We start from the raw sequence: 26,272 nt of genomic DNA, 5'->3' as shown, positions 1-26,272 counted from the left end.
CACCAGCCTCAAAGCCCCCGCGATCCCTGTGGGAGCGGGCAAGCCCGCGAAAGGGGCGGTACAGGCGAAAACCAACTTCAAATAATTCTCAATTTTTTTCATATTCGCCCTGTCACTTTTCAAATCTCGCTCGGCAAGGAAGCAGAAAGCACTTATCCGTCGAGGAGCCTCTGCATGTCCCGTGCTGTTGATCGTATCCTGCGCCCCAGCCTGATGGCCCTGGCCATCGCCGTGACCGCACCATTGGCCAGCCCTGCCCTGTTCGCCGCCGAGCAATCCGCTCAGCGCGCCTACGACCTGCCCAGCGCCCCGCTGGCCACCACTCTCAACCAGATCGCCAGCCAGGCCGGCATCGCCCTGGCCATCGACCCGGCACTGGTCAGCGGCCGCACCTCGGCCCCGGTGAGCGGGCAGTTCGATGGCCTTGGTGCCCTGCAGGCCGCCCTGCGCGGCACCGGCCTGCAACTGCAGCAAAGCAGCGTGGGCAGCTACAGCCTGGTGGCTACGCCGGAAGGGACACTGGCGTTGCCGGAGACTGCGATCAATGCGACTTCCAGCTATGAAAGCGCCTGGGGGCCGGTAGACGGTTACACCGCGACCCGGACAGCAGCGGGCACCAAGACCGACACCGCCATCGCCGAGCTTCCCCGCTCGGTAAGCGTGATCACCCGCCAGCAGATGGAAGACCGGCCGGTGCTCAGCCTGAACGACGCCCTTCGCTACACCGCTGGCGTGCAGAGCAGCGGCTATGGATCCGACTCGCGCAGTGACTGGTTGCTGGTACGGGGTTTTGTGCCTACCCAGTTCCTCGATGGCCTGCCATTGCCCAAGGGCAACTACGCCACCCCCAAGATCGAGCCCTGGAACCTGGAGCGCATCGCCGTGCTGCGTGGCCCTGCCTCTTCGGTCTACGGCCAGACTCCACCAGGCGGCCTGCTGGACATGACCAGTCGTCGGCCGCAATTGGAAAGCAGCCACGAAGTCGAAGCCCAGGTTGGCAGCAACAACCACAAGCAGATCAACTTCGACAGCACTGGCAAGCTCGACGATGCAGGCCAGTTCCTGTACCGAGTGAGCGGCACCGTGCGTGACAGCGGTTCGCCGGTAGACCACATCCCGGACAAACGCTACAACATCGCGCCCAGCCTGACCTGGAACATCAACGACGACACCAAGCTGACTTTCATCAGCCAATACACCCGCGATGACACCGGCATCACCGGCCAGTTCCTGCCACTGCAAGGCACCAAGCTGGATAGCCCCGCAGGCAAGATTTCGCACCACAAGAACCTGGGCGACCCGGATTGGGAGTCCTACGACCGCACCTACTACCACCTGGGCTATGCGTTCGAGACCCGCCTGAACGATACCTGGCAGTTCCGTCAGAACCTGCGCTACGCGCGTAACGAACTGGACTTCAAGGGCATTACCGCCGGTGGTTCGATCTGGCCAGCCGGCCCGGACGAAGCTGTCAGCGCCGATGGCACCGTGCAACGCACCGCCGGTATCGTCGAGGAGGACATCTCACAGTTCGCCTTGGACAACAACTTCCAGGCCGACTTCCAGACCGGGCAGGTTGCCCATACCCTGCTGCTGGGGCTCGACCACCAGCGCTCGGACAGCAATGCCCGCTGGCGCTGGGGCTCGGCGGGTGTGCCACCGAGCAATATCCACAACCCCATCTACGGTCAGGATTTCTCGAACGTTCAGTACTTCGACATGTACGACTACGACCAGAAAACCCAGCAGACCGGCCTGTATATCCAGGACCAGATGGCGTTGGACAACTGGCGCCTGACCCTTGGTGGCCGTGAGGACTGGGTGCACACCGGCACCACCTTCCACAATCAAGGCGACGCAACCAACACCCAACGCGACAAGAAGTTCAGTGGTAACGCAGCTCTCAGCTATGTATTCGATAACGGCCTGACGCCTTACATCTCCTATGCCGAGTCGTTCCAGGCTGCCACCGGTTCCACCGTCAACAGCACCGATGCCTTCGAACCGACCGAAGGCAAGCAATACGAACTGGGCATCAAGTACCAGCCTCCAGGCAGCAATAGCCTGTTCACCGCTGCTGTGTTCGACCTGACACAGGAGAACATGTCGGTGACCGAGGGTGGTGTCACCCGCCAGGTAGGCGAAGTGCGCGTAAAAGGCCTGGAGTTGGAGGCTACCTCGGATGTGACCGAGAACCTCAAACTGGTGGGCTCGTACACCTACAACGACAGCGAAATCATCAAAGGCACCAGTGACGAGAAAGGCAAGCGCATGGCGCAGGTGCCGCGCAACCAGGCTACTGCCTGGGCTGACTACACCTGGCACAGCGGACCACTGGATGGGTTCGGGGTCGGCGTTGGCGTGCGCTACGTGGGCGACACCTACGGTAATACCACTAACACCGATTGGGGGCATGTGGGGTCCTACACCGTGTACGACGCTTCGGTGCACTACGACCTGGGCCGCCTGAACAGCACCCTCAAGGGGGTGACCGTAGCCGTGGATGCGAAGAACCTGTTCAACAAGGACTACTTGTCTACCTGTGACGGGTACTACTGCTACTACGGCGACGAGCGCAACGTCGTAGCCAGTGTCAATTACAAGTTCTGAGTGAACGGGGGCCGCTTTGCGGCCCTTTCGCGACACAAGGCCGCTCCTACAGGAAAACGTGCTCCCCTGTAGGAGCGGCCTTGTGTCGCGAAAGGGCTGCGCAGCAGCCCCAGCTTCCAACAGGCAAAAATCGGTACCGTGATGAAAAGCCCAACCATCCGCCGCTGGTCGGTGATCCACACCTGGAGCAGCCTGGTCTGCACCCTGTTCCTGCTGTTGCTGGCAGTCACCGGCCTGCCGCTGATCTTCCACCACGAGCTCGAACACCTGCTCGGCGACGCCCCAGAACTGCGTGAAATGCCAGCCGATACACCACATCTGGACCTGCAGCAGTTGGTGATCAAGGCCGAGCAGCACCGCTCCGGCGAGGTCATGCAGTACTTCGGCTACGACGAGGACGAAGCCAACGGCGTAGTGGCCATAACCGCCGTCACCGCCGGCACCGAACCCAATTCGTCGCACACCTTCATGCTCGACGCCCGCACCGGTGAAGCCGTGGCCATGCCGGCCGCCAACGGCGGCTTCATGATGACCATGCTGCGCCTGCACGTGGACATGTTCGCCGGCCTGCCCGGCAAGCTGCTGCTGGCCTTCATGGGCGTGCTGTTCGTCGTGGCGATCATCTCCGGCACCGTGCTCTATGCACCGTTCATGCGCCGCCTGGACTTCGGCACGGTGCGCCACGGCAAATCCCGTCGCCTGCGCTGGCTCGACCTGCACAACCTGATCGGTGTGGTCACCTTGGCATGGGCACTGACGGTAGGCGTGACCGGTGTCATCAGCGCGCTGTCGGACCTGGTCATCGCCGCCTGGCGCAACGACAGCCTGGCCGCCATGGTTGCCCCGTACCGTGATGCCCCACCGCTCACCGAACGCGCCCCGGCAACTCACCTGCTGACCATCGCCGAACAGGCCGCCCCCGGCATGCGCCCGGACTTCATCGCCTTCCCCGGCACACGCTTTTCCAGTGAGCACCACTATGCGGTGTTCATGAAGGGCGCCACGCACCTGACCTCGCACCTGCTCACGCCCGTGCTGATCGATGCGCGAACACTGGCAGTGACCGCCGTCGGCGAACGCCCCTGGTACATGGATGCCATGGGCCTGTCGCAACCACTGCACTTCGGCGACTACGGCGGCCGGCCAATGCAAATCCTGTGGGCGCTACTCGATGTGCTGACCATCATCGTCCTCGGCAGCGGCTTGTACCTGTGGTGGGGCAAACAACGCACGAAGCGGGAGGCGCGGGCATGAGCCACAAGTCACAGCCGACCTGGCGCATCTTCATCTGGCCGATGGTCGTGGCCCTGCTCACTGCCGTGGGGCTATTTGCCGCCTTGCTGGGGGACGGGGTCTGGGACAGCCTGGCCTGGCTCGGCCTGGGGCTGTCGGCGGCTCTTGGCCTGCAAGGTTTCTACCCTCGTCCACGGCAGTAGCCGGGTAATACCCGCACCCTCTTTTGCCGCGACATGGTTGGCTGCCATTTTCCAAGGAGCCTTACCATGACACCTTTGCAGCGCCTCGAAGCGCTCGATCAACAACTGATCGCCCTTGAGCAAGGCAAACCCGAACTGGCGGGCGAAACGGAGCCGGCCGCCATGCGTCAGCGTTTTTTCGGTGACCTGGCAGCGTTCTGGAACGACCCTGTCGAAGCAGGCCACAGCCGCGCCCGACAACTGCGCGAACTGCGTCATGAGCAACTTCTGGCCGAGCTGGAACTGCGCCTCGCCGACCAGACCCTGGACTACAGCCACATCAGCCTGCTGCGCACCTCCCTGGAGCTGCCGCTACCCTGGCAGCGCAACCACCTGCCAGACACCCACCGGGCCCAGGTTTATCGGCCGGTATTCAACCGTTTAAGCCCCCATGGCCGGTTGCCGTTACCCGGCGTGCTGGTACTGTTGGCAGAAGCACCGGAAGGGGCCGTTGCCGAGCCTGCAACAGCCACAGGCCAGGCACTGCTGTGCAGCGTTTCTCATGGCGTTGAAGGCTTCGCCAACCTGGCCGAACTGCATAGGGAGCTGTGCGAGCGCCTGGACGACCCCATGCAAAGCCGGCCAATGCTGCAATTGCTACCTCGCCTGCAGGACCAGCAACTGGTCCGGTGTGCCGACCGGCTGCGCTACGAGTGGTTTACCGGCGACCTGGTCGAGCAACAGGCCACTGACGTGATCGACGCGCAGCATCAACGGCTCACCATCGCCTGGCACGCCGCCTGGGCGCTTGACCAGAACCCGAATCTACCGGCACTGAAAAGCACCCTGGCCAAACAGCAGTCACTGACCGATCTCATGGGCAGCCAATATGCGTTGTCCACCCGTTATGCGCTGCTGCTGGAAAAACACCTGCCCGCCTGGCTGCGCCAGAGCTCCACGCAAAGCCTGACGCACATCATGCAAACGATCCAGGAGCTCGCCGGGGCCATCACACAGGCCGCTGCACCCGGCCTTTTGACCCTTGAGGCGTTCGGCAATCGCCACCACCTGCTGGCATGGGTGCGCGAACGCCTCGGCAAGGCGCTGCGGCGCGAATTCTCCATCGAATTGCCTGCCGAAAAAGTCTGCATAACCGTCACACTTGCACACCGCACCGGCCCGCTGATCAACCCGCTGGCACCTTCGGGTTACGTGGCCGTTGCCAACCGTCGCCATGTCGGTGGCACCATCGAACTGGTAACCACCACCTACCGCCTGGACGAGCTGGCCCTGTTGAACATCGGCTGGTTCGACGTCGATTACTGGCTGACTGCCCGAATACACCACGAAGACGGTTCCACGCTGGAATCAATATCCGCGGAAGGGGTAAAGCGCCTGGTGCGTGAGCTAGACGCCGGCAGTGGCTACATCCGCTACCTGCGAACCCACCTGCTGGAGTCTCCAGGTGCGCGCTGGCGCATGCAATGCCACGGCAACATGAACCGCGCCCGCATGCGCGCCGAGGCGGCCAAGGCCCGCTATGCCAGGCACTTTCTGAACGATACCCACGAGCGGGGCTATCGCTGGGTCAAAGCCGTCACCGACCACCCCGACAACAATTGGCGCCCTACCATCGACGAGCATCGTATCGCGGTGCGCCAACTGATCATCGACGGGCACACGCTGCAAGGGGTACTGCTGCTCAATGCCGAGAGCGACAACCAGCCGTCGCTGGTGCTGTATACGCCGGACGCTCCCGATCGGCGCGCATGGCGTGAATACCCCGATACCCGGGCGCTGCTCAGAACCCTTCGCAGCACGCCTTCCTTGCGAAAGTACCTGATCCAGCGCGCGCCTCTGGCTGATGGCAAGCGGCTCGACAAGTTGGTGCGCAAAGGCCGCCTCGGGCCATATGTGCAAAGGCCAATGATCAACGGCAACCTCTTCGATGCCCTTTACAAGGCCCAGGTCCACGCCATGATCGCCGAGGCCGATACCAACAGCCGCAGCAACCGCGAGCTGCTCGGCGAGTACGGGCTGTCGACGCTGCGCCTGGTTCTCGACATGATCAGCCTCGTGCTACCGGCCCCGACAATGTCAGCCCTGGCCTTCGGCCGTATGTCGATTTCGCTGTGGGACGGCTTCGAAGCCCTGGAAAAAGAGGATTATGCAGCAACCTTCCACCACGCCATGGCCGCTTTGAGCCACAGCGCCGATGGGTTGTCCAGTTTCGCTGGTTCGCCCCTCATGCGCAGGGCGATGCGCGGCCTGCCACCGCAACCTCCGCGCCCACTGCCGAATACCCACGAAGCGGCCGTGGATGTGAGCAAGCTGCGCTACCGGATCGACGGCGTTCATGGCGAGGAAGTGTACGAACAGATCAACAGCGTGCCAGGTCCGGACCGGTACTTCGTCAACGACAGCCAGGGGCGGTTGTACAACGTCCACTTCGACGGCTATCGCTGGCGGGTACTCGACCCCAGGCAGCCGGATGCCTACGCGCAACTGCCGATCAAACGGCTGCGCAACGGCAATTGGGTGGTCGATTCCATCGTGCTTTGGCATGACGGGTTGCCTGACATAGCCCACCTGTTGGAAGAGGTACGCCTGCAACAACCATTAGCGGGCGAACCGGTGGCAGGGGACGCCGACCTGCACGACGATGGGGGGCAACTCTATTTGCAGTTGGGTAACCATCAGTTGCCGGTTCGACGGCACCTGCTTGCCGGGCAATACCATTTGCTGCTGCCCGAGAAGGCACTGGGCGCAGTCCACGCCTGGGCAGTATTGCGCCAACAGGGCGGCCAATGGCGCATTCGCGTGCGCCAGCCAGGCCGCAGCAGCGACTGGCTGGCACTGCCGGCGGATTACTCGGCCAGCTTGGGCAGCAGCCGGTCCAGCCGCTGATGCAAGGCACTGCCACTCGGCCAGTTGCGCAGCAGCCGCGCCCGATCACGGGCGTAGGCCGGGGCGAAGCTGAGCTGGGTGGCGTGCTGGCACATGGCGTCAAGGTCGATCAGCGACCATTGGCCGTTGTGCCAGAACAGGTTGTGGCCCTTGAAGTCACCATGGCTGATACGCTCGCGAATCAGCTGCTGCATCACATGCACCAGGGCATCCACCTGCTCCTCGGGCGCATCGCCGTTATCCACGTAGGGCGCGAAGCATTCGGCCAGGTCTGGGCCATCGATATACTCGGTGACCAGGTAGGCACGGCTTCGCAGCCCCATCACCCGTTGCTCCAGCACCGCCAGTGGACGCGGCGTGGCAATGTCGAGGAATTCCAGGCGATGGCCTTCGATCCAGGAATGCCAGGCCCGGCTCGGGCGCCAGAAGCGCTTGAACCAGTGCGCGGTGTTCTTGATGTTGTAGCGCTTGAGCACCAGCGTGCGGCCGCCAACCTCGATGCGCGCCACACTGGCCGCACCACCGGTCTTGTACAGGTGACCCTGGTCGATCAACGCGTCGGCCTGCTCCAGTACCGGCAGCATGGCTTCGACCTCGTCGCGGCGGATTGCCCGCAAGCCCGAAAGGCTGCGCTCGACACTGAACAGGCTGCATTCACGACCAGCCTTTTCCAGGTAATCCTTCTGGCGCCAGCTGCGCACCTTGTCCACCTGCTTCTGCAAGGCTTCCAGCGGCAGCGCATGCTCGGCGTTGGCCAGCAGGTAGTGCACCAGCAGTTCTTCGATGAAAGGCTCCAGGCGCTTGGGGAGCTGAGCGAAGAACACCCCCAGGTTTTCCAGCACACGCGGGCGTGACAGCTGCTGGCCAGGCGTTTCGGCCTTGATGCCGGCGCCGTCGATCAGGTACAGCTTGCCGCCGTGGCGCAGCAGGTTGTCCAGGTGCAGGTCTTCCTGCCACAGGCCCCGGGCGTGCATGTGCGCCACTGCAGTGAGCGCCTCGCCCAGCACCAGGTGCTGCTCGTCGGCCAGTACCGGCAAGCTCTCCACTGCCGCCCAGGCATCGGCCAGGCTTTCGGCGCCATCGAGGAATTCGAACAGCAGCCAGCCGCCCTCGCCTTCCTTGAGGCCGTCGGCCAGTAGCTTCGGCGTGGTCAGGCCCTGCTCGGCCAGCAGTTTCACGCCTTGCAGTTCGCGCTGGAAATGCCGTGCAGCGTTACCACCGACCAGCAGCTTGGCCAGCACCGGGGTACCGCGCCACACGCCGGCACCCACATAGCGCTGGCCCGGCAGCACGCGCAGCAGGCTGAGCAATTGCAGGTCGGCCGTGCCGGCGGCATCGGCCAGGGTGATGCTCAGGGGCAACGAGGGGCTGCGCCCGGCCTCTTTCAATTCAGACAAACGCATCAGCGGGCCTCTTTTTCACGACGGCGTTGCGTCAGGCGTTGCAGCCAGGTATCGACCAGCGTGCCATCGGCAGGCTGCGCCAGGTAGCTGGCCAGCAAGGTACGTACATCGCGCTCGCCCCAGACCGGTGCGCGGCGCAGCAACGGCTCCAGGTCCTTGAGGCGGTCACGCATGCCGAACAGCAGGGGTCGGGTCTTCTCCAGGTCGATCAGTTGCGCGTCCCAGCCTTCGCGGCGCTGACGCAGGAAGATGTGCTTGGGGTAGAAGCAACCATGCACCTGGCCGGCGCTGTGCAGGGTGCGCGCCAGCTGGCCGCAGGCATGCAGGACACCATTGCGTTCGGCATCGCTCAGTTGTGGCCACCGGGCCAGCAAGCTGTCGAGGTCGGCCCATTCGTCCAGAGCACGAGTCATCAGGATCGCCCGATGCGTGCCGCCTTTCTTGCGCTCGCCGTAGAACACCGCCTGCAAGGCCGGAATCTGCAGTTTCTGGTAACGGCTGATGTTGCGGAATTCGCGGGCGAAGGTCGGCTCGCCGAATGGCCGGTGCAGGGTACGGGTCAGGTAGTCGCTCTGGCGCTTGAGGTAGTAGCCCTTGCCCTCGAGCTCCAGGCGGTACACGCTGCTCCAGCCACCGCGGCCGGTGTTCGGTTCGTCCACGGCATCCAGTTGCAGCGCCCACAGTGCCTCGAAGTCGTCCAGGCCATGGCGCTTGAGCAGCGCGAGGTCCGCGCTGGCCAGGTAATCGGTCATTCCCTTCCCTCGAAAAAGCTCACCACCTGGCGAATGCGCTTCTTGTCACGCACATTCAGCCGGTCGCGGCCACGATATTGCAGGTAGAAACGCAGGCGCTGGGTCGCCGACAGGTGGTATTTGGCCACTTTGTCCAGGCATGCCAGGTCCTTGATCATCCGGTGCCGCCACATGAAGCCGCGCCAGAAATCGCCGGTGGGGCAGTCGATGAAGAATAGCGTGCCCTGGTCGTCGACCAGTAAGTTGCGCCATTTCAGGTCGTTGTGGGCGAAGTGGTGCTGGTGCATGACCCGGGTGTGGCGCGCCAGCTGGCTGCTGACATGCCCGACCCAGGCGCGATCGGCCAGGCGTGCATCGTTACGCTCGGCCAGCGCCGACAAGTCTTCGGTATGCGGCAGTTCGCGGGTGATCATGGCCCCCCGGCCAAAGGCCAGGCCATTGCGCTCCAGGCCCCAGGCCACCACTTCGGCAGTGGGGATGCCCCACTTGTCGAACTGCTTGAGGTTCTGCCATTCGGCCTTGATCCGCGGCCGGCCCAGGTAACGGCGCATGTGCTTGCCGGCCCCGGTGTAGCGCTTGACGTAATAATTGACCCCGTCACGCGTGATACGCACCACCTCACTGAGCGGGTCGCGGGTCAGGCGCTCGCCTTGCAGGGCAAATACCGCTTCCAGGCTGCCGAAGTCCGCCGCCAGGTGTTGGTAGCCTGGCGCCAGTGTCCACCCCGCCATCAGAGTGCATCCCCATAACGTTGCTTGCGGTCATAGAGTTTCTGCGCCTTGCGCTCCAGCCAGGCGAGCAGCGCGGCTTCATCCTTAAGGACCTGCCGCAGCGGGCGCTGGAAGTAACCGCGCAGGAAGCGCAGCTTGTCGCGTTGGGTCAGGCCGATGTCCAGCGCCGAGAAGTACAGCGCGGCCAGGTCCTTGTCGCGCCAGCGGCGGCTGATTTTCGCCCGGGTCTGCGCGCGGTGCAGGTCGATTACCGACAGTTTGAAGTCTTCCGCCGTCACCGGGCGGTCGGTGTGCAGCAGGAAGTGGCAGATGTAGCAGTCGCGGTGGTTGACCCCGGCGCGGTGCATGCCGCCGGTCATCTTCGCCACTTCGGCGATCAGCGCGCGCTTCAGGCGCGGCTCGGGCGGCTGCCTGACCCAGTCGATGCTGAAGTCTTCCAGGCTGATGGTCGGCGCCAGCTCTTCGGTGATGATGAACGAGTGCTGCGCGGCCGGGTTGCTGCCACGCTCGCCATAGGCGACGGCAGTCATGGTCGGCACGCCAACCTGGTGCAGGCGCTGGATGGCCTGCCACTCCTGGCCGGCGCCGAGTACCGGCAGCTTGGCGGTAAGCAGGTTCTTGAAGATCTCGCCCCAGCCGATGCCGCGGTGGATCTTGACGAAAAAGCCCTCGCCAGCGACTTCGGTGCGCAGCGTGCGGCGCCCTTCCAGTTCGCGATAGACCTCGCCTTGCAGCGCCTCCACGGCATCGAAGGCATCACGCCCGGCCCACAGGCGCTTGAACGGTTCGGCCAGTATCAGCTTCATGCGGACTCCTGCCCCAGGATCACGTCGGCGGCATGCTGCGGCATGCTGTACAGATCGGCGGTTTCAGCAAACGCCAGGCCGTTGCGCGACCAGCTGGCGCGGGCCTGCTGGTCTTCGAGCATGCGCTGCAGGTAGCCATTGAGCTGTTCCTGCTCGAACGGCTCGTCCAGCACCAGGCCGCTGTCGGCCTCGGCAATGTAGTGGGCGTAGCCGCACACCTTGGAGACCAGCACCGGCAGGCCGGCCACCAGTGCCTCGAGCAGCACCGTGCCGGTGTTTTCGTTGTACGCCGGGTGGATCAATAGGTCGGCGCCCAGCAGGAAGCGCGGGATGTCGCTGCGGCCCTTGAGGAACTGCACCTGCTCGCCCAGGCCCAAGGTAGCGCTTTGCAGCTGGAACACCTTGGGGTCATCCTGGCCAATCACCATCAGCCTGGTGCGTTTGCGCAAGGCCGATGGCAGCGCGGCCAGGGCCTTGAGGCTGCGGTCAACGCCCTTGGTCTTGAAGCCCGAGCCAATCTGCACCAGCAGCAGGTCGTCATCGCCCAGGTTGAATTCCTTGCGGAACTCGGCGCGGATTTCGCCAGCATTGGCCGGCGCGCGGCGGTCCTGGGAAATGCCCGGCGGCAGCAGGTGGAAACGCTCCACCGGGGTGCCGTAGTGCTTGATGAACAGCGGCTGCTGCACTTCGGAAATCATCAGCACTTCGGTATGGGCGTCCTTGGCGAACACCGCACGTTCGTACTCGGCAAAGTGCCGGTAGCGGCCCCAGCGGCGGTACAGGCCGCCACGCAGGGTCTGCGCCTTGTCCTCGAAGCAGCCGTCGGCGGCGTAGTACACATCCAGCCCAGGCATCTTGTTGAAGCCGATCAGGCGGTCGACCGGGCGTTTGGCCAGGTCGGCGGCCATCCAGGCGCTGAGCTTCTCGTTGCGGCGGTGATTGAAAATCGCCTTCACCGGCGCCACCAGCACTTCGAAGCCCGGCGGAATGTCACCCTCCCAGATCAGCGTGTACACACGGATCTGGTGGCCCCGCTTCTGGCATTCCAGGGCAATGCGCATGAAGTCGCGCTGCAGCCCGCCGAAGGGGAAATATTTGTAAAGCACGAAAGCCAGTTGCATCAACGGACATCCTCAGCCAGCAGCAACGCGCTCAAGCGGCTCGCCACATGCTCGGGATTCAGGCGAGTGAAGCACAGCGGCCACTCGCGTTTCAGATCGAACCGGCGCAGGTCGTCGGCGCTCGGTTTGTAGGTGCACTTCTTCTGCAGGCAGGGCGCGCAGGGCCAGTCACTGGCCTGGTGAATCTGGGTCCGTCCGTAGGCGCCGGTCAGGCCCGGGTTGGTCGGGCCGAACAGCGAAATGGTGGGCACATCAAGTGCCGCCGCCAGGTGGCCGAGGCCGGTATCGACCGCCACACAGGCTTTTGCCGCCGCCAACACGCGTGCGACGCCGGCAAGGTTCAATTTGGGGAGCACCTGGCAGTTGTTCAAGCCCTGGGCGATGCGCTCGGCCCGCGCCTTCTCGGCCGGGTTGCCCCACGGCAGGCGCACTTCCAGCTTGCGCCGGCCCATGCGCTCGGCCAGTTCGCGCCAGTAGGCTTCGGGCCAGTGCTTGGTCGCCCAGGTGGTACCGTGCAGGAACACCACATAGGGGGCGGCCGGCGGCAGTTGCAGGCGCTCGAGGTCGAGGCCGTAGTTGCCGATGCCTTCCGGCAGGTCGTAGGCCAGGGCCATGGCGAACAGCTGGCGCACCCGCTCCACCGCATGCTGGCCGGTGGCAACCGACAGGCGCCGGTCATAGAAGCGGCTGGCCCAGCCCTCCCGGGCCGAGTAGCGGTCCAGGCCAGCCACAGGCGCCTTCACATAGCGGGTCAGCCAGGCCGACTTGACCAGGCCCTGGGCGTCGATCACCAGGTCGTACTTGCGCTCGCGTACACGCTGCTTGAATGCCTTCCACTCACCGCTCTTGATGGTTTGCCAGAGGTTCTTGCGCCAGCGGCGAATGGCCACCGGGATCACCTGGTCGACCGCCGGGTGCCAGCTGGGGATTTCGGCGAAGCCTTCTTCCACCACCCAGTCGAAACGGATGCCCGGGATGGCCTGGGCGGCATCGGTAAGCGCCGGCAAGGTGTGGATCACATCACCCAGCGACGAAGTCTTGATGATCAGTACCCGCACTTAGTCGACCTCGGCCACGGTATCGATCAGGTCCGGCCCGGTCAGGCTGTGCAGGGCAGCGATGACTTTGCCCGGCTCCAGCAGGCGCAGGCAGTTGTAGTGGCCGAAGCGGCAGGTGCGGTCGAAGCACGGGCTGCACTCGATGCCGGTGCGCACCACTTCCACATGCTCGGCCAGCGGCGGGGTGAAGCCCGGCGAGGTCGAGCCGTACACCGCCACCAGCGGGCGGTTCAGCGCGGCGGCCACGTGCATCAGGCCCGAGTCGTTGGACACCACGGCATGGGCGCAGGACATCAGGTCGATGGCCTCGGCCAGCGAGGTTTCGCCGGCCAGGTTGGACGACTCTTCACGCAAGCCCGGGATCAGCCGATCGCGAATCTGCTCACCGACCGGGTGATCGTTCTTCGAGCCGAACAGCCACACCTGCCAGCCCTGGCGGATCATCGCATCGGCCACGGTGGCGTAGTGCTCGGCCGGCCAGCGCTTGGCCTCGCCGAACTCGGCACCGGGGCACAGCGCCAGCACCGGGCGGTCCAGCTCCAGGCCGAACTTGGCAAGGGCGGCGTCGCGGCTTTGCGCTTCGATCTGAAGGCTGGGGCGCGGGTACGGCTGCGGCAGCTCGGCGCCGGGTGCGTAGGCCAGGGCCATGAAGCGCTCGATCATCAGCGGGTAACGGGCCTTGTCCAGCTTGCGCACGTCGTTGAGCAGGCCGAAGCGCATTTCGCCGCGCCAGCCGGTGCGCTTGGGGATACCGGCAAAGAACGGCACCAGCGCCGACTTCAGCGAGTTGGGCAGCAGGATGGCCTGGTCGTACTGGCCGGCCAAGGACTTGCCGATGCGTCGCCGCGTGGCCAGTTCCAGTGCGCCGTGGCCGAGCGGGAAGCTCAGGGCCTGACGGACCTCGGGCATGCGTTCGAGGATCGGCCGGCTCCACTCGGGGGCCAGCACATCGATCACGCAGTCGGGGTGCTGCTGTTTCAGGCACTGGAACAGGGTCTGCGCCATCACCATGTCGCCAACCCAGCTGGGGCCAATGATCAGTATTCTCATGCTTAGTCCAGAAACGCTCGGGGAGGCTACAGGCTGCGGTACAGCCTGGCCTCCCCTCTTTATATTCAGGCTATGTGGCGGACAGTGTACCACTCAGGCATATCCGCCGCTGATTGCAGACCCTGTGGGAGCGGGTTTACCCGCGAACACCGGCGAAGCCGGTGCCAGGCACCGCGTGGCCTTATTCGCGGGTGAACCCGCTCCCACAGGGTTGGCGGGGCCTTCAGGTAAGGCCCAATTCACCCCAGATCCGCCGCACCTCACGGCGTTCATCGGCAAACTGCGCCGCATCGATAACCCCGGCCTGCTTCTGCAGGGCCTGGCGGTGCGAGGCCGAGCGGAACGCCTTGTACACTTCACGCAACAGCACCGCGTCACTGGCCGGCATCAAACCCGCCTGCTCCAGCTCTTCCAGAATGCGGATGTTATCGGTCCATCGGAGTATGGCCGGGTGGTCGTGGGACCAGGCCAAAGCGGCGTATTGCACCATAAATTCGATATCGACGATACCGCCGGCATCCTGCTTGATATCGAACGGTACACCGGCCTCGAAGGCGTTGGCCGCGGTACCGGCAGCGGTGGCCTTGGTGCCGAGGTTGTCGCGCATCTTGGCGCGCATTTCGCTCACTTCGCTGCGCAGTTTTTCCAGGTCGCGGGCCTGGCCCAACACCTTGGCGCGCACACCTTCGAACGCCGTGCCCACCTGCTTGCAGCCCACCAGCACCCGGGCCCGCACAAGGGCCTGGTGCTCCCAGGTCCAGGCCTCGTTCTGCTGATAGCGCTCGAACGCTCCCAGCGAGCTCACCAGCAGACCCGAGGCACCCGACGGGCGCAGGCGCATGTCCACGTCATACAGCTGGCCCGAGTTGGTCTGGGTGGTCAGCAGGTGAATGATGCGCTGGCCGAGGCGCGTGAAGAACTGCGCACTGTCGATCGGCTTGGCGCCGTCGGTTTCCGCCTGCGGGTCGCCGTCATGGATGAATACCAGGTCCAGGTCCGAGCCGTGGCCCAGCTCCAGGCCACCTACCTTGCCGTAGCCGATGATGATGAAGCCCGGGTCGCACAGGCTGCCGTCGCTGCGCTTGGGCTGGCCGTGGCGGGTCACGGTCTGGCGCCAGGCGAGGGCCAGTACCTGGTCGAGGATGGCCTCGGCCAGCCAGGTCAGGTAGTCGCTGACTTTCATCAGCGGCAGGTTGCCGCTGATTTCCGAAGCGGCCACGCGCAGGCTGTGGGCCAGCTTGAAGTGGCGCAGCGCCTCCATTTGCTGTTCCAGGTCGTCCTCGGGGATGCGCGTCAGGCGCTCGCGCAGTTCGCTGGCCAGCTCCGGCGCCAGTGGCGGGCTGAACAGGCGGCCTTCGTTAAGTAGCTCGTCGAGCAGCAGCGGGTAGCGGGCAATCTGCTCGGCAATCCACGGGCTGGCGGCGCACAGTGTCAGCAAGCGGCGCAAGGCCCCGGGGTTTTCGGTGAGCAGCACCAGGTAGGCGGAACGCCGTGCCACGGCCTCGACCAGCGGCAGCACGCGCTCGAGCACCAGGTCGGGGTTGTCATGTTCCACAGCCTGAGCCAGCAACCGTGGGATAAAGGCGTCCAGGCGCTCACGGCCAATCCGCTGCATCGAACGCAACTGCGGGCTGGAGCGCAGCGCGGCCAGGCGCCGCAGGGCTTCGGCAGGCTGCCGGAAACCGGCCTCTTGCAGCTGACGGCCAGCCGCATCTTCATCCTGTGCCTGCTCCCACAGCGGTGACCATTCCCCCCCCACCACCAGCTCGCCCTCGCCGTCTTCATCATCCGGGTCGGCGATCACTTGGCGGAAGTGCCAGTCAATACGGCCACGCCAGTGCGTCAGCTGGTCATGGAAGCTTTGCCAGTCGGCATAGCCAAGCATGTAGGCCACCCGCGCCTGATCGATCTCGTTGTCCGGCAGCATCTGCGTCTGGCGGTCGGCGATGGCCTGGATGGCGTGTTCGGTATAACGCAGGAACTCATAACCCTCGCGCAGCTCGGTGACCACGGCTGGCGGCAGGTAGCCCTGGCCCTCGAGGGTGGCCAGCACTTTAAGCAGCGGCCGCTGTTGCAGGCTGAGGTCGCGCCCGCCGTGGATCAGCTGGAAAGCCTGGGCGATGAATTCCACCTCGCGAATGCCACCGGCACCCAGCTTGATGTTGTCGGCCATGCCCTTGCGCCGCACTTCCTGCTGGATCAGCTGCTTCATGGTGCGCAGCGCTTCGATCGCGGAAAAGTCCAGGTAGCGGCGGTACACGAACGGCCGCAGCATCTCCTGCAACTGTGCCCCGGTCGCCTGGTCGCCGGCCACAACCCGCGCCTTGATCATCGCGTAGCGTTCCCAGTCACGGCCCTGGTCCTGGTAGTACTGCTCCAGGGCATTGAAGCTGAGCACCAGCGCGCCGGCCGAACCATACGGGCGCAGGCGCATGTCGACGCGGAACACGAAACCGTCGACGGTGACCGGGTCCAGCGCCTTGATCAGGCGCTGGCCCAGGCGGGTGAAGAACTCCTGGTTGTCCAGCGAGCGCTTCACCCCTTCGGTTTCGCCGCCTTCGGGGAAGGCGAAGATCAGGTCGATGTCCGACGACAGGTTCAGCTCCACTGCACCCAGCTTGCCCATGCCCAGCACCACCATGTGCTGCGGCTGGCCGCTGCGGTTGCCGACAGGCGTGCCGAACTGCTGGCAGTGGCGCGGGTACAGCCATTGGTAGGCTTCGTCGATGGCGGCGTCGGCCAGGTCGGACAGGTCGCGGCAGGTTTCGCCCAGCGCGGCCTGGCGGGTGATGTCGCGCCAGATGATGCGCAGCTGTTGGCGGTTGCGCTCGCGGCGCAGGTTGCGCGCCAGCTCGTCCTCGCTCTGCGCCGCCTGGGCGGCTGCAGCGATGTGCCCGCGCAGTTCACCCGCGGCGTAACGCCGATCCAGCTCGCCACTGGCCAGCAGGCCGAACAGCATGGCCGGCTCGCGCCGGACCAGGCCGAGCACGAAGTCGCTGGCGGCGGCTACCTGATCGAACTGTTGCCGGTGCAGCGGGCTCCAGGCCTGGAGGTCGAGTTCCGGGTGGGTAGCCACCGCATCGCTGATGAATTGCTGGTTGCGCGCGACCAGCGGCTGCAGGGTAGCGGGCAGATCGGACGGCAAAGGTAGGCGCATGGTCTATCCTTGATCGGCGTGAAATAGAGGGGAAGAAGCGGCCAAGGGGAAGCCGGACCACGGTTGGACTGTCGTACAAAAGTTGGAAATAGCTGAAAGAAGCGAAAAAATGGCAACAAACATCAAGAATTACCCGTTCGCGACACAATGCCAACCAACATGAACGTTTTTCCTCACAAGCCAACATGCGACGAAACGTCGCACAAATGTAGTTTTACTACTACTCGTGTCGTGTAAAAGCATGAAATGCGAAAGCAAATGTAGTAAAACTACACGGCGCCGGAGGACACCCCGGTAATCCAAGAATTCACGACGTCTGCCCATAAGGCCAGTCGCAATCTCAGGCAATCGATTCTGGTTGCCTTTCCGCCCTGGAGCAAGCCATGCAAGACCTCGATCCAATCGAAACCCAGGAATGGCTGGATGCCCTGGAGTCGGTCCTCGACAAAGAAGGCGAAGACCGCGCTCATTACCTGATGACCCGTATGGGCGAGCTGGCCACCCGTAGTGGCTCCCAGCTGCCGTATGCGATCACCACGCCATACCGCAACACCATCCCTGTCACCCACGAAGCACGCATGCCTGGCGACCTGTTCATGGAACGCCGCATTCGCTCGATGGTGCGTTGGAACGCCCTGGCCATGGTCATGCGTACCAACCTGAAAGACTCGGACCTGGGCGGACACATCTCCAGCTTCGCCTCCAGCGCCACCCTGTACGACATCGGCTTCAACTACTTCTTCCAGGCCCCGACCGAAGAACACGGCGGCGACCTGATCTTCTTCCAGGGCCATGCTTCGCCAGGCATCTACGCCCGTGCGTTCATGGAAGGCCGCATCAGCGAAGACCAGATGAACAACTTCCGTCAGGAAGTGGACGGCAACGGCCTGTCTTCGTACCCGCACCCATGGTTGATGCCTGATTTCTGGCAGTTCCCGACCGTTTCGATGGGTCTGGGCCCGATCCAGGCCATCTACCAGGCACGTTTCATGAAGTACCTGGAAGCCCGCGGCTTCATCCCGGCCGGCAAGCAGAAGGTCTGGTGCTTCATGGGTGACGGCGAGTGCGACGAGCCGGAATCCCTGGGCGCAATCGCCCTGGCCGGCCGCGAGAAGCTGGACAACCTGATCTTCGTCATCAACTGCAACCTGCAGCGCCTCGACGGCCCGGTTCGCGGCAACGGCAAGATCATCCAGGAACTCGAAGGCGTGTTCCGTGGCGGTGGCTGGAACGTCAACAAGGTCGTGTGGGGCCGCTTCTGGGACCCACTGTTCGCCAAGGACACCAACGGTGCCCTGCAGCGCCGCATGGACGAAGTCATCGACGGCGAGTACCAGAACTACAAAGCCAAAGACGGCGCGTACGTTCGTGAAAACTTCTTCAACACCCCAGAGCTCAAGGCCATGGTCGAAGACCTGTCCGACGAAGAGATCTGGAAGCTCAACCGTGGCGGCCACGACCCGTACAAGGTCTACGCGGCGTACCACCAGGCGGTCAATCACAAGGACCAGCCTACCGTCATCCTGGCCAAGACCATCAAGGGTTACGGTACCGGTGCCGGCGAAGCCAAGAACACCGCGCACAACACCAAGAAGGTCGACGTCGACAGCCTGCGTCACTTCCGTGACCGCTTCGACATCCCGGTCAAGGATGCCGACCTGGAGAACCTGCCGTTCTTCAAGCCGGAAGAAGGTTCTGCCGAAGCCAAGTACCTGGCCGAGCGCCGTGCTGCCCTGGGTGGTTTCGTGCCACAGCGCCGCGCCAAGAGCTTCAGCGTACCGACCCCTCCACTGGAAACGCTGAAAGCGATCCTGGACGGCTCGGGCGACCGCGAAATCTCCACCACCATGGCCTTCGTGCGTATTCTGGCGCAGCTGGTCAAGGACAAGGAAATCGGCCAGCGCATCGTCCCGATTATCCCGGACGAAGCCCGTACCTTCGGTATGGAAGGCATGTTCCGCCAGCTGGGCATCTACTCGTCGGTCGGCCAGCTCTACGAGCCAGTCGATAAAGACCAGGTGATGTTCTACCGCGAAGACAAGAAGGGCCAGATCCTCGAGGAAGGCATCAACGAAGCCGGCGCCATGTCGTCGTTCATCGCTGCCGGTACCTCGTACAGCTGCCACAACCAGCCGATGCTGCCGTTCTACATCTTCTACTCGATGTTCGGCTTCCAGCGTATTGGCGACCTGGCCTGGGCCGCTGGCGACAGCCGCACCCGTGGCTTCCTGATCGGCGGTACTGCCGGCCGTACCACCCTTAACGGTGAAGGCCTGCAGCACGAAGACGGTCACAGCCACATGATGGCGGGCACCATCCCGAACTGCCGCACCTACGATCCGACCTACGGCTACGAGCTGGCGGTGATCATCCAGGACGGCATGAAGAAGATGACCGAAGAGCAACAGGACATCTTCTACTACATCACCGTGATGAACGAATCCTACCAGCAGCCAGCCATGCCGGCCGGTGTCGAGGAAGGCATCATCAAAGGTATGTACCTGCTGGAAGAAGACACCCGCGAAGCCGCGCACCACGTACAGCTGATGGGCTCCGGCACCATCCTGCGCGAAGTCCGCGAAGCAGCGAAGATCCTGCGTGAAGAGTTCAACGTCGGTGCCGACGTGTGGAGCGTCACCAGCTTCAACGAACTGCGTCGCGACGGCCTGGCCGTGGAACGCGCCAACCGCCTGAAGCCTGGCCAGAAGCCACAGCAGACTTACGTCGAGCAGTGCCTGAACGGTCGCAAGGGCCCGGTCATCGCCTCCACCGACTACATGAAGCTGTTCGCCGAGCAGATTCGCCAGTGGGTACCGAGCAAAGAGTTCAAAGTCCTGGGTACCGACGGTTACGGTCGCAGCGACAGCCGCAAGAAGCTGCGTCACTTCTTCGAAGTCGACCGCCACTTCGTGGTGCTGGCTGCCCTGGAAGCCCTGGCTGACCGCGGCGAGATCGAACCAAAGGTTGTTGCAGACGCTATCGTCAAGTTCGGTATCGACCCGGACAAGCGCAACCCACTGGACTGCTGAGGAGTATTTTTAAGTGAGCGAACTCATTCGCGTACCTGACATCGGCAGCGGTGAAGGTGAAATCATCGAGCTGTTCGTCAAGGTCGGTGATCGTATCGAGGCTGACCAGAGCCTGCTGACCCTGGAGTCCGACAAGGCCTCCATGGAGATCCCGGCCCCGAAAGCCGGCGTCATCAAGGAACTGAAGGTCAAGCTGGGCGACCGCCTGAAAGAAGGCGACGAGCTGCTGGTCCTGGAAGCCGAGGGCGCCGCTGCAGCGGCCCCTGAGGCTCCGGCCGCCGCTCCGGCCCAGGCCGCTGCGCCGGCTCCGGCCGCCGAAGCCGCCCCTGCCCCAGCTCCGGCAGCAGCCCCGGCTGCCGCCAGCGTGCAGGACATCCACGTGCCGGACATCGGTTCGTCGGGCAAGGCCAAGATCATCGAAGTGCTGGTCAAGGTCGGCGACACCGTCGAAGCCGACCAGTCGCTGATTACCCTGGAGTCCGACAAGGCCTCCATGGAAATCCCGTCGCCGGCTGCCGGCGTGGTCGAAGAAGTCCTGTGCAAGCTGGAAGACGAAGTCGGCACTGGCGACCTGATCTTCAAGCTGAAAGTCGCGGGTGCTGCCCCGGCTGCTGCTCCGGCACCTGCCGCTGCTGCCCCGGCCAAGGCTGAAGCGGCTCCGGCCGCCGCACCTGCCGCTGCTGCCCCGTCTGCTGCTCCTGCACCGGTTGCTACCGCACCGGCTGCCGGTAGCAACGCCAAGGTTCACGCAGGCCCGGCGGTTCGTCAGCTGGCCCGTGAATTCGGCGTCGACCTGGGCGCGGTTGCCGCGACCGGTCCGCACGGCCGCATCCTGAAAGAAGACGTGCAGGTCTACGTCAAGGCGATGATGCAGAAGGCCAAGGAAGCACCGGCAGCCGCCGGCGCAACCGGTGGCGCCGGCATCCCGCCGATCCCTGCCGTGGACTTCAGCAAGTTCGGTGAAGTGGAAGAAGTGGCCCTGACCCGCCTGATGCAGGTCGGTGCTGCCAACCTGCACCGCAGCTGGCTGAACGTGCCGCACGTGACCCAGTTCGACTCCGCCGACATCACCGAGCTGGAAGCCTTCCGCGTTGCGCAGAAGGCCGTGGCCGAGAAGGCTGGCGTTAAGCTGACCGTGCTGCCCCTGCTGCTCAAGGCCTGCGCCTTCCTGCTCAAGGAACTGCCAGACTTCAACAGCTCGCTGGCGCCAAGCGGCAAGGCCATCATCCGCAAGAAGTACGTCCACATCGGCTTTGCCGTGGACACCCCGGACGGCCTGCTGGTCCCTGTGATCAAGAACGTCGACCAGAAGAGCCTGCTGCAACTGGCTGCCGAAGCGGCTGCGCTGGCCGAAAAAGCCCGCACCAAGAAGCTGTCGGCCGACGAGATGCAAGGCGCCTGCTTCACCATCTCCAGCCTCGGCCACATTGGCGGCACCGGCTTCACGCCGATCGTCAACGCGCCGGAAGTGGCGATCCTGGGCGTCTCCAAGGCGACCATGCAGCCAGTCTGGGATGGCAAGGCCTTCCAGCCGAAGCTGATGCTGCCGCTGTCGCTGTCCTACGATCACCGTGTGATCAACGGCGCTGCCGCCGCGCGCTTCACCAAGCGCCTGGGCGACGTGCTGGGCGATATCCGCACCATGCTGCTGTAAGGCAGCCCGCTGCCCCTCCCTGCGAGGGGCAGTATGCTTTTCGAGCTGCCACGCTCGTACCTCAACCCCGTCGATTGGCGGGGCTTTTTTTGCCTTGAGAAAGCAGGGAGGGCTTTGCCCTCCTATCGCGACACAAGGCCGCTCCCACAAGGTACCGCGATCGCCTGTGGGAGCTGGCTTGCCTGCGATGGGCCGCAAAGCGGCCCCGGAAATATCAGCCAGACTACAGATTCCCGCCCACCAGCCGATAACCCGTCCACAGCATCACGCATGGCTGCTTGCCAGCCCCCGGGACATGATGCAACCTTGCCAGACCTGCCGCCCCCAAAGGCCGCGTTTCCTCTTCAAGCGAGTCTTCGATGAAAAGCCAACCCGATGCCGCCAGCCGTGTGGCGGCCGAGGTCGTCACGCAGTTACCCGTGCCCTCGCGGCTCGGCATGCTGCGCTTCGAAAGGCTCAACGAAGCCACTTGGGCGATGCTTTACCTCGACCCGGCCTGCGAGCGCCAGTTCGGCCTGCACGCTGGCGAGCTCTGCGCCCTGGTAGACGCACCCTACGCCAGCCTGATGGAACCCGAGGCCCGCTACCGGCTGCACGACGAGATCCAGCTGCAACTGGCCCAGCGCGGCTACTACCGCGTGCGCTACACCTTGCACACGCCAACTGCTTCGCTACGCCTGCTGGAGGCTGGGGAAGCCTACAAGCAGCACAACCGCCATCTGTTGCGCGGCTTCCTGAGCGTGCTCGACGACCTCGCCGAAGATACCAGCGAGGCCGGTGCCAGCGACCTGGAATCGCGCAACAACCGCCTGCAACTGGCACTGCAACTGAACCAGCGCGCGCAGCAGGAACAACTCGAGCACCTGGAGCGGGTACGTGGCCAGCAAGACCTGATCCTGCGCCTGGCCCGCCAGCGCTACAGCGCAGGCAACTCTCTGCGGGAAGCCGCCCAGCTGATTACCCAGAGCGCCTGCGAAATCTACAAGGTCGATATTGCGAGTATCTGGCACCTTGAAGACCAGCGCCTGGAGCCGATCATCGCCTGGTACCGGGACGCGCAAGAACACCGCCAGCCCGAAGCCATCGATGCCAGCCGCTTCCCCGACTACCTTGACGCGTTGCACGCCAGCCGCGCCATCGACGCCCACAATGCCAGCCACGACCCGCGGACCCGCGCCCTGACGCAAAGCCTGTGCCCGGATAACAAGGCCATGCTCGATGCCAGTATCCGTGTCGATGGCCAGGTTGTCGGCGTGCTGTGCCTGGAGCAGACCGGCCAGACACGGGCCTGGCAGTCGGACGAAATCGCTTTTGCCGGCGAACTGGCCGACCAGTTCGCCCAGGTCATCACCAACCACAACCGGCGCACCGCCGCCAGCGCCCTGCACCTGTTCCAGCGCGCAGTCGAGCAAAGCGCCAGCGCCTTCCTGCTGGTCAACCGCGACGGTGTGGTGGAATACGTCAATCCCAGTTTTACTGCCATCACCCAGTACAGCACCGAAGAAGTGCAAGGCCGCCACCTGGCTGAGCTGCCAGCGCTGGAGAACCTGAGCGAGCTGCTGTTCGACTCGCCGTCGAGCCTGGCCATGGGTAACAGCTGGCAGGGCGAGTTCAAGAGCCGGCGCAAGAACCTCGAACCCTACTGGGGGCAGCTTTCGATTTCCAAGGTATATGGCGACAACCGTGAGCTGACCCACTACATCGGCATCTACGAAGACGTCACCCAGACGAAGCTGGCCCAGCAGCGCATCGAGCGCCTGGCCTACACCGACAACCTGACCAACCTGGGCAACCGCCCGGCGTTCATTCGCAGCCTGGACGAGCGCTTTGCCCGTGATGGCGAATACTCGATGTGCCTGCTGCTGGTGGACATCGACAACTTCAAGCGCATCAACGACAGCCTCGGCCACCAGACCGGCGACAAGCTGCTGATCAGCCTGGCCCGGCGCCTGCGCAACAGCTTGCACTCCGGCGGTATCCTGGCGCGCTTTGCCAGTAACGAGTTCGCCGTACTGCTCGACGATACAAGCCTTGAAGATGGCCAGGGCGTCGCCCAGCAATTGCTGCGCACCCTCGACAAACCGATGTTCGTCGACAACCAGCTGATCAACGTCACCGCCTCGGTGGGCTTGGCCTGCGCGCCACTGCATGGCGCCGACCCGGCCAGCCTGATGAAGAACGCCGGCCTGGCGCTGCACAAGGCCAAGGCCAACGGCAAGCATCAGGTGCAGGTGTTTACCGAAGTGCTCAATGCCGAAGCCAGCTACAAGCTGTTCGTCGAGAACAACCTGCGTCGTGCCCTGACCCAGAACGAGCTGGAGGTGTTCTACCAGCCCAAGCTGTGCCTGCGCAGCGGCCGCCTGCTGGGGCTGGAAGCACTGCTGCGCTGGAACCACCCCGAACGCGGCATGATCCGCCCGGACCAGTTCATCAGCGTGGCGGAAGAAACCGGCCTGATCATCCCCATCGGCAAATGGGTGGTGCGCCAGTCGTGCCGCATGAGCCAGCAACTGCGCGAAGCCGGCATGGGCAACCTGCATGTGGCCATCAACCTGTCCCCCAAGCAGTTCTCCGACCCGGACCTGGTGGCATCGATCAGCACGATCCTTGAGGAAGAAGCCTTGCCCCCGCACCTGCTGGAGCTGGAGCTGACCGAAGGCCTGCTGCTGGAGGCCACCGAAGATACCCACCGCCAGCTGGATGAACTGAAGGCCCTGGGCCTGACCCTGGCCATGGACGATTTCGGCACCGGTTATTCGTCGCTGAGCTACCTGAAGAAGTTTCCGATCGACATCCTCAAGATCGACCGCAGCTTCATCAACGAGATCCCGGACAACCAGGACGACATGGAAATCACCTCGGCGGTGGTAGCCATGGCTCACAACCTCAAGCTGAAGGTGGTGGCCGAGGGTATAGAGACACCGGAGCAGCTGGCGTTCCTGCGTCGGCACCGCTGCGACGTGGGCCAGGGCTACCTGTTCGACCGGCCGATTCCGGGGCGCGAGCTGGCTGAACGGCTGAAGCGCTATCCGCGTGGTCCGGTGGCCTGACAGCCGCGCAAACCTCGGGCACTATAGAGCCCATACGGGCCCCTTCGCGGGTGAACCCGCTCCCACAGGTACATCACAATATTCGAAATCTGTGCAGGACCTGTGGGAGCGGGTTTACCCGCGAATGCCCCCAGCCCCCATCTCAAAGATCTACAGAGGAACGGCCATGGTCCTGCGTTCGGAAATCCTGGTGAACAAAAACGTCATGCCAACCGCGGAACAGGCCCTGCCTGGCCGCGAAACGCCAATGAGCCTGCCCGAGTTCCACTACGTGTTCAAAGACACGCCGCTGCTCGGCCCATTCTTCGAAGGCGCCATCGACTTCGCCATCTTCGGCCTGGGTTGCTTCTGGGGCGCCGAGCGCCGCTTCTGGCAGCGTGAAGGCGTGGTCAGCACAGTGGTCGGCTACGCAGGCGGCTTCACCCCCCACCCCACCTACGAGGAAGTGTGCTCGGGCCTGACCGGCCACACCGAAGTGGTGCTGGTGGTGTTCGACAAGGACAGAGTCAGCTACCGCGAGTTGCTGGCGATGTTCTGGGAACTGCACAACCCGACCCAGGGCATGCGCCAGGGCAACGACATCGGCACCCAGTACCGCTCGGCCATCTACTGCACCAGCCCTGAGCAGCTGGAACAGGCCAAGGCCAGCCGCGACGCCTTCCAGGCCGAACTGAGCAAGGCCGGCTTCGGTGAGATCACCACCGAAATCGACCAGGCACCGACCGTGTACTTCGCCGAGGCCTACCACCAGCAGTACCTGGCCAAGAACCCGGACGGCTACTGCGGTATCGGCGGTACCGGCGTGTGCCTGCCACCGAGCCTGCAGGGTAACTGAAGCATGAGCACGATGACTCTGTTCCACTCGCCGTTGTCGCCTTTCGTGCGCAAGGTCATGGTGGTGTTGCACGAGACCGGCCAACTTGAGCGCGTGCAGCTGCAGCCGGTGAACATCAGCCCGGTCAGCGGCGACCCACAGCTCAACCAGGACAACCCGATCGGCAAGATCCCGGCCCTGCGCCTGGAAGACGGCACCGTGCTGCATGACAGCCGGGTGATCTGCGAGTACCTCGACCTGCAGCACGTCGGCCTGCCGCTGCTGCCGCGCGAAGGCTCGGCACGCTGGCGGCGCATGACGCTGGTGTCGCAGGCCGATGCCATCATGGATGCGGCGGTGTCGAGCCGCTACGAGAGTTTCCTGCGCCCTGTAGACAAGCGCTGGGATGGTTGGCTGCAGGCACAGGGCGACAAGATCCGCCGTAGCCTGGCCAATCTGGAGCAGGAGCATTTGCCCGAGTTGATGTCCGGGTTCGACCTGGCAGCGATTGGCGTGGCCTGTGCGCTGGGGTATCTGGATTTGCGCCAGCCCGAGTTTGGCTGGCGTGAGCACCAGCCTGGCTTGGCTGCGTGGTATGCCGAGGTGGTCAAGCGGCCGTCGATGGTCGCAACCTCTCCGGTGGCCTGAAGGGCCTCTTCGCGGGCATGCCCGCTCCCACAGGAATAGCGCCAGGTTCGAAATGTGCGCCGTACCT

Annotated in this window: 17 protein-coding genes; 9 read left to right on the top strand and 8 right to left on the bottom strand. The window is 64.0% G+C overall.

Annotated elements, in window-relative coordinates; all coding sequences use genetic code 11:
- Positions 1–174 precede the first annotated feature (174 nt).
- From NY023_RS01760 to NY023_RS01745, 4 genes are all read left to right on the top strand, one after another.
- Positions 175–2,610, top strand: a complete 2,436-nt coding sequence (locus tag NY023_RS01760) for a TonB-dependent siderophore receptor (protein ID WP_013970544.1) — start codon at positions 175–177, stop codon at positions 2,608–2,610.
- Positions 2,611–2,751: 141 nt separating this feature from the next.
- The gene (locus NY023_RS01755) at positions 2,752–3,864 is read left to right on the top strand and encodes a PepSY-associated TM helix domain-containing protein (protein WP_044046870.1); all 1,113 of its coding nucleotides are present in this window, start codon (positions 2,752–2,754) and stop codon (positions 3,862–3,864) included.
- Positions 3,861–4,046 carry a hypothetical protein gene (locus tag NY023_RS01750; RefSeq protein ID WP_003258635.1) on the top strand — a complete coding sequence of 62 codons (186 nt, stop codon included), beginning with the start codon at positions 3,861–3,863 and terminating at the stop codon, positions 4,044–4,046. The genes NY023_RS01755 and NY023_RS01750 overlap by 4 nt, the downstream gene beginning before the upstream one ends.
- Before the next feature lie 66 nt (positions 4,047–4,112).
- Entirely contained in the window at positions 4,113–6,932 is a 2,820-nt protein-coding gene (locus NY023_RS01745; RefSeq protein WP_013970542.1) for a dermonecrotic toxin domain-containing protein, read from the top strand.
- Here the strand turns inward: NY023_RS01745 and NY023_RS01740 are convergent.
- The 8 genes from NY023_RS01740 to glnE all read right to left on the bottom strand — a co-directional run bounded on the left by NY023_RS01740 (position 6,893) and on the right by glnE (position 17,010).
- A complete protein-coding gene (locus NY023_RS01740; RefSeq protein ID WP_013970541.1) occupies positions 6,893–8,335 on the bottom strand; it encodes a lipopolysaccharide kinase InaA family protein in 1,443 nt (480 codons plus the stop codon). The genes NY023_RS01745 and NY023_RS01740 overlap by 40 nt on opposite strands.
- Complete coding sequence (locus tag NY023_RS01735) at positions 8,335–9,087, bottom strand: lipopolysaccharide kinase InaA family protein (protein WP_003258637.1); 753 nt, start codon at positions 9,085–9,087, stop codon at positions 8,335–8,337. Before NY023_RS01735 ends, NY023_RS01740 begins: the two co-directional genes overlap by 1 nt.
- The gene (locus NY023_RS01730; RefSeq protein WP_013970540.1) at positions 9,084–9,818 is read right to left on the bottom strand and encodes a lipopolysaccharide kinase InaA family protein; all 735 of its coding nucleotides are present in this window, start codon (positions 9,816–9,818) and stop codon (positions 9,084–9,086) included. The genes NY023_RS01735 and NY023_RS01730 overlap by 4 nt, the downstream gene beginning before the upstream one ends.
- Positions 9,818–10,624: a lipopolysaccharide core heptose(I) kinase RfaP gene (gene rfaP, locus NY023_RS01725; RefSeq protein WP_013970539.1), complete on the bottom strand. Its 807-nt coding sequence runs from the start codon at positions 10,622–10,624 to the stop codon at positions 9,818–9,820. The genes NY023_RS01730 and rfaP overlap by 1 nt, the downstream gene beginning before the upstream one ends.
- The gene (locus NY023_RS01720; protein WP_013970538.1) at positions 10,621–11,745 is read right to left on the bottom strand and encodes a glycosyltransferase family 4 protein; all 1,125 of its coding nucleotides are present in this window, start codon (positions 11,743–11,745) and stop codon (positions 10,621–10,623) included. The genes rfaP and NY023_RS01720 overlap by 4 nt, the downstream gene beginning before the upstream one ends.
- Positions 11,745–12,803, bottom strand: coding sequence for a lipopolysaccharide heptosyltransferase I (gene waaC, locus NY023_RS01715; RefSeq protein ID WP_013970537.1), 1,059 nt, complete (start codon positions 12,801–12,803; stop codon positions 11,745–11,747). The genes NY023_RS01720 and waaC overlap by 1 nt, the downstream gene beginning before the upstream one ends.
- Entirely contained in the window at positions 12,804–13,853 is a 1,050-nt protein-coding gene (gene waaF, locus NY023_RS01710; protein WP_013970536.1) for a lipopolysaccharide heptosyltransferase II, read from the bottom strand. It abuts the gene before it with no gap.
- Positions 13,854–14,076: 223 nt separating this feature from the next.
- Positions 14,077–17,010, bottom strand: coding sequence for a bifunctional [glutamate--ammonia ligase]-adenylyl-L-tyrosine phosphorylase/[glutamate--ammonia-ligase] adenylyltransferase (gene glnE / locus NY023_RS01705; RefSeq protein ID WP_013970535.1), 2,934 nt, complete (start codon positions 17,008–17,010; stop codon positions 14,077–14,079).
- A gap of 383 nt (positions 17,011–17,393) precedes the next feature.
- Here glnE and aceE point away from each other — a divergent pair, with 383 nt between their 5' ends.
- The 5 genes from aceE to NY023_RS01680 all read left to right on the top strand — a co-directional run bounded on the left by aceE (position 17,394) and on the right by NY023_RS01680 (position 26,205).
- Complete coding sequence (aceE, locus tag NY023_RS01700; protein ID WP_003258640.1) at positions 17,394–20,039, top strand: pyruvate dehydrogenase (acetyl-transferring), homodimeric type; 2,646 nt, start codon at positions 17,394–17,396, stop codon at positions 20,037–20,039.
- Between the two features lie 13 nt (positions 20,040–20,052).
- The gene (gene aceF / locus NY023_RS01695) at positions 20,053–21,693 is read left to right on the top strand and encodes a dihydrolipoyllysine-residue acetyltransferase (RefSeq protein ID WP_013970534.1); all 1,641 of its coding nucleotides are present in this window, start codon (positions 20,053–20,055) and stop codon (positions 21,691–21,693) included.
- 359 nt (positions 21,694–22,052) lie between these two features.
- Positions 22,053–24,743 carry a putative bifunctional diguanylate cyclase/phosphodiesterase gene (locus NY023_RS01690; protein ID WP_023660611.1) on the top strand — a complete coding sequence of 897 codons (2,691 nt, stop codon included), beginning with the start codon at positions 22,053–22,055 and terminating at the stop codon, positions 24,741–24,743.
- A gap of 166 nt (positions 24,744–24,909) precedes the next feature.
- Entirely contained in the window at positions 24,910–25,578 is a 669-nt protein-coding gene (gene msrA, locus NY023_RS01685; RefSeq protein ID WP_003257532.1) for a peptide-methionine (S)-S-oxide reductase MsrA, read from the top strand.
- Between the two features lie 3 nt (positions 25,579–25,581).
- Positions 25,582–26,205 carry a glutathione S-transferase gene (locus NY023_RS01680; protein WP_013970531.1) on the top strand — a complete coding sequence of 208 codons (624 nt, stop codon included), beginning with the start codon at positions 25,582–25,584 and terminating at the stop codon, positions 26,203–26,205.
- Positions 26,206–26,272: the final 67 nt, after the last annotated feature.

Origin of the sequence: Pseudomonas sp. NBB (genome assembly GCF_032701105.1) — a bacterium.
GTDB lineage: Bacteria > Pseudomonadota > Gammaproteobacteria > Pseudomonadales > Pseudomonadaceae > Aquipseudomonas > Aquipseudomonas asiatica.
This window is presented reverse-complemented; position numbering and strand designations above follow the sequence as displayed.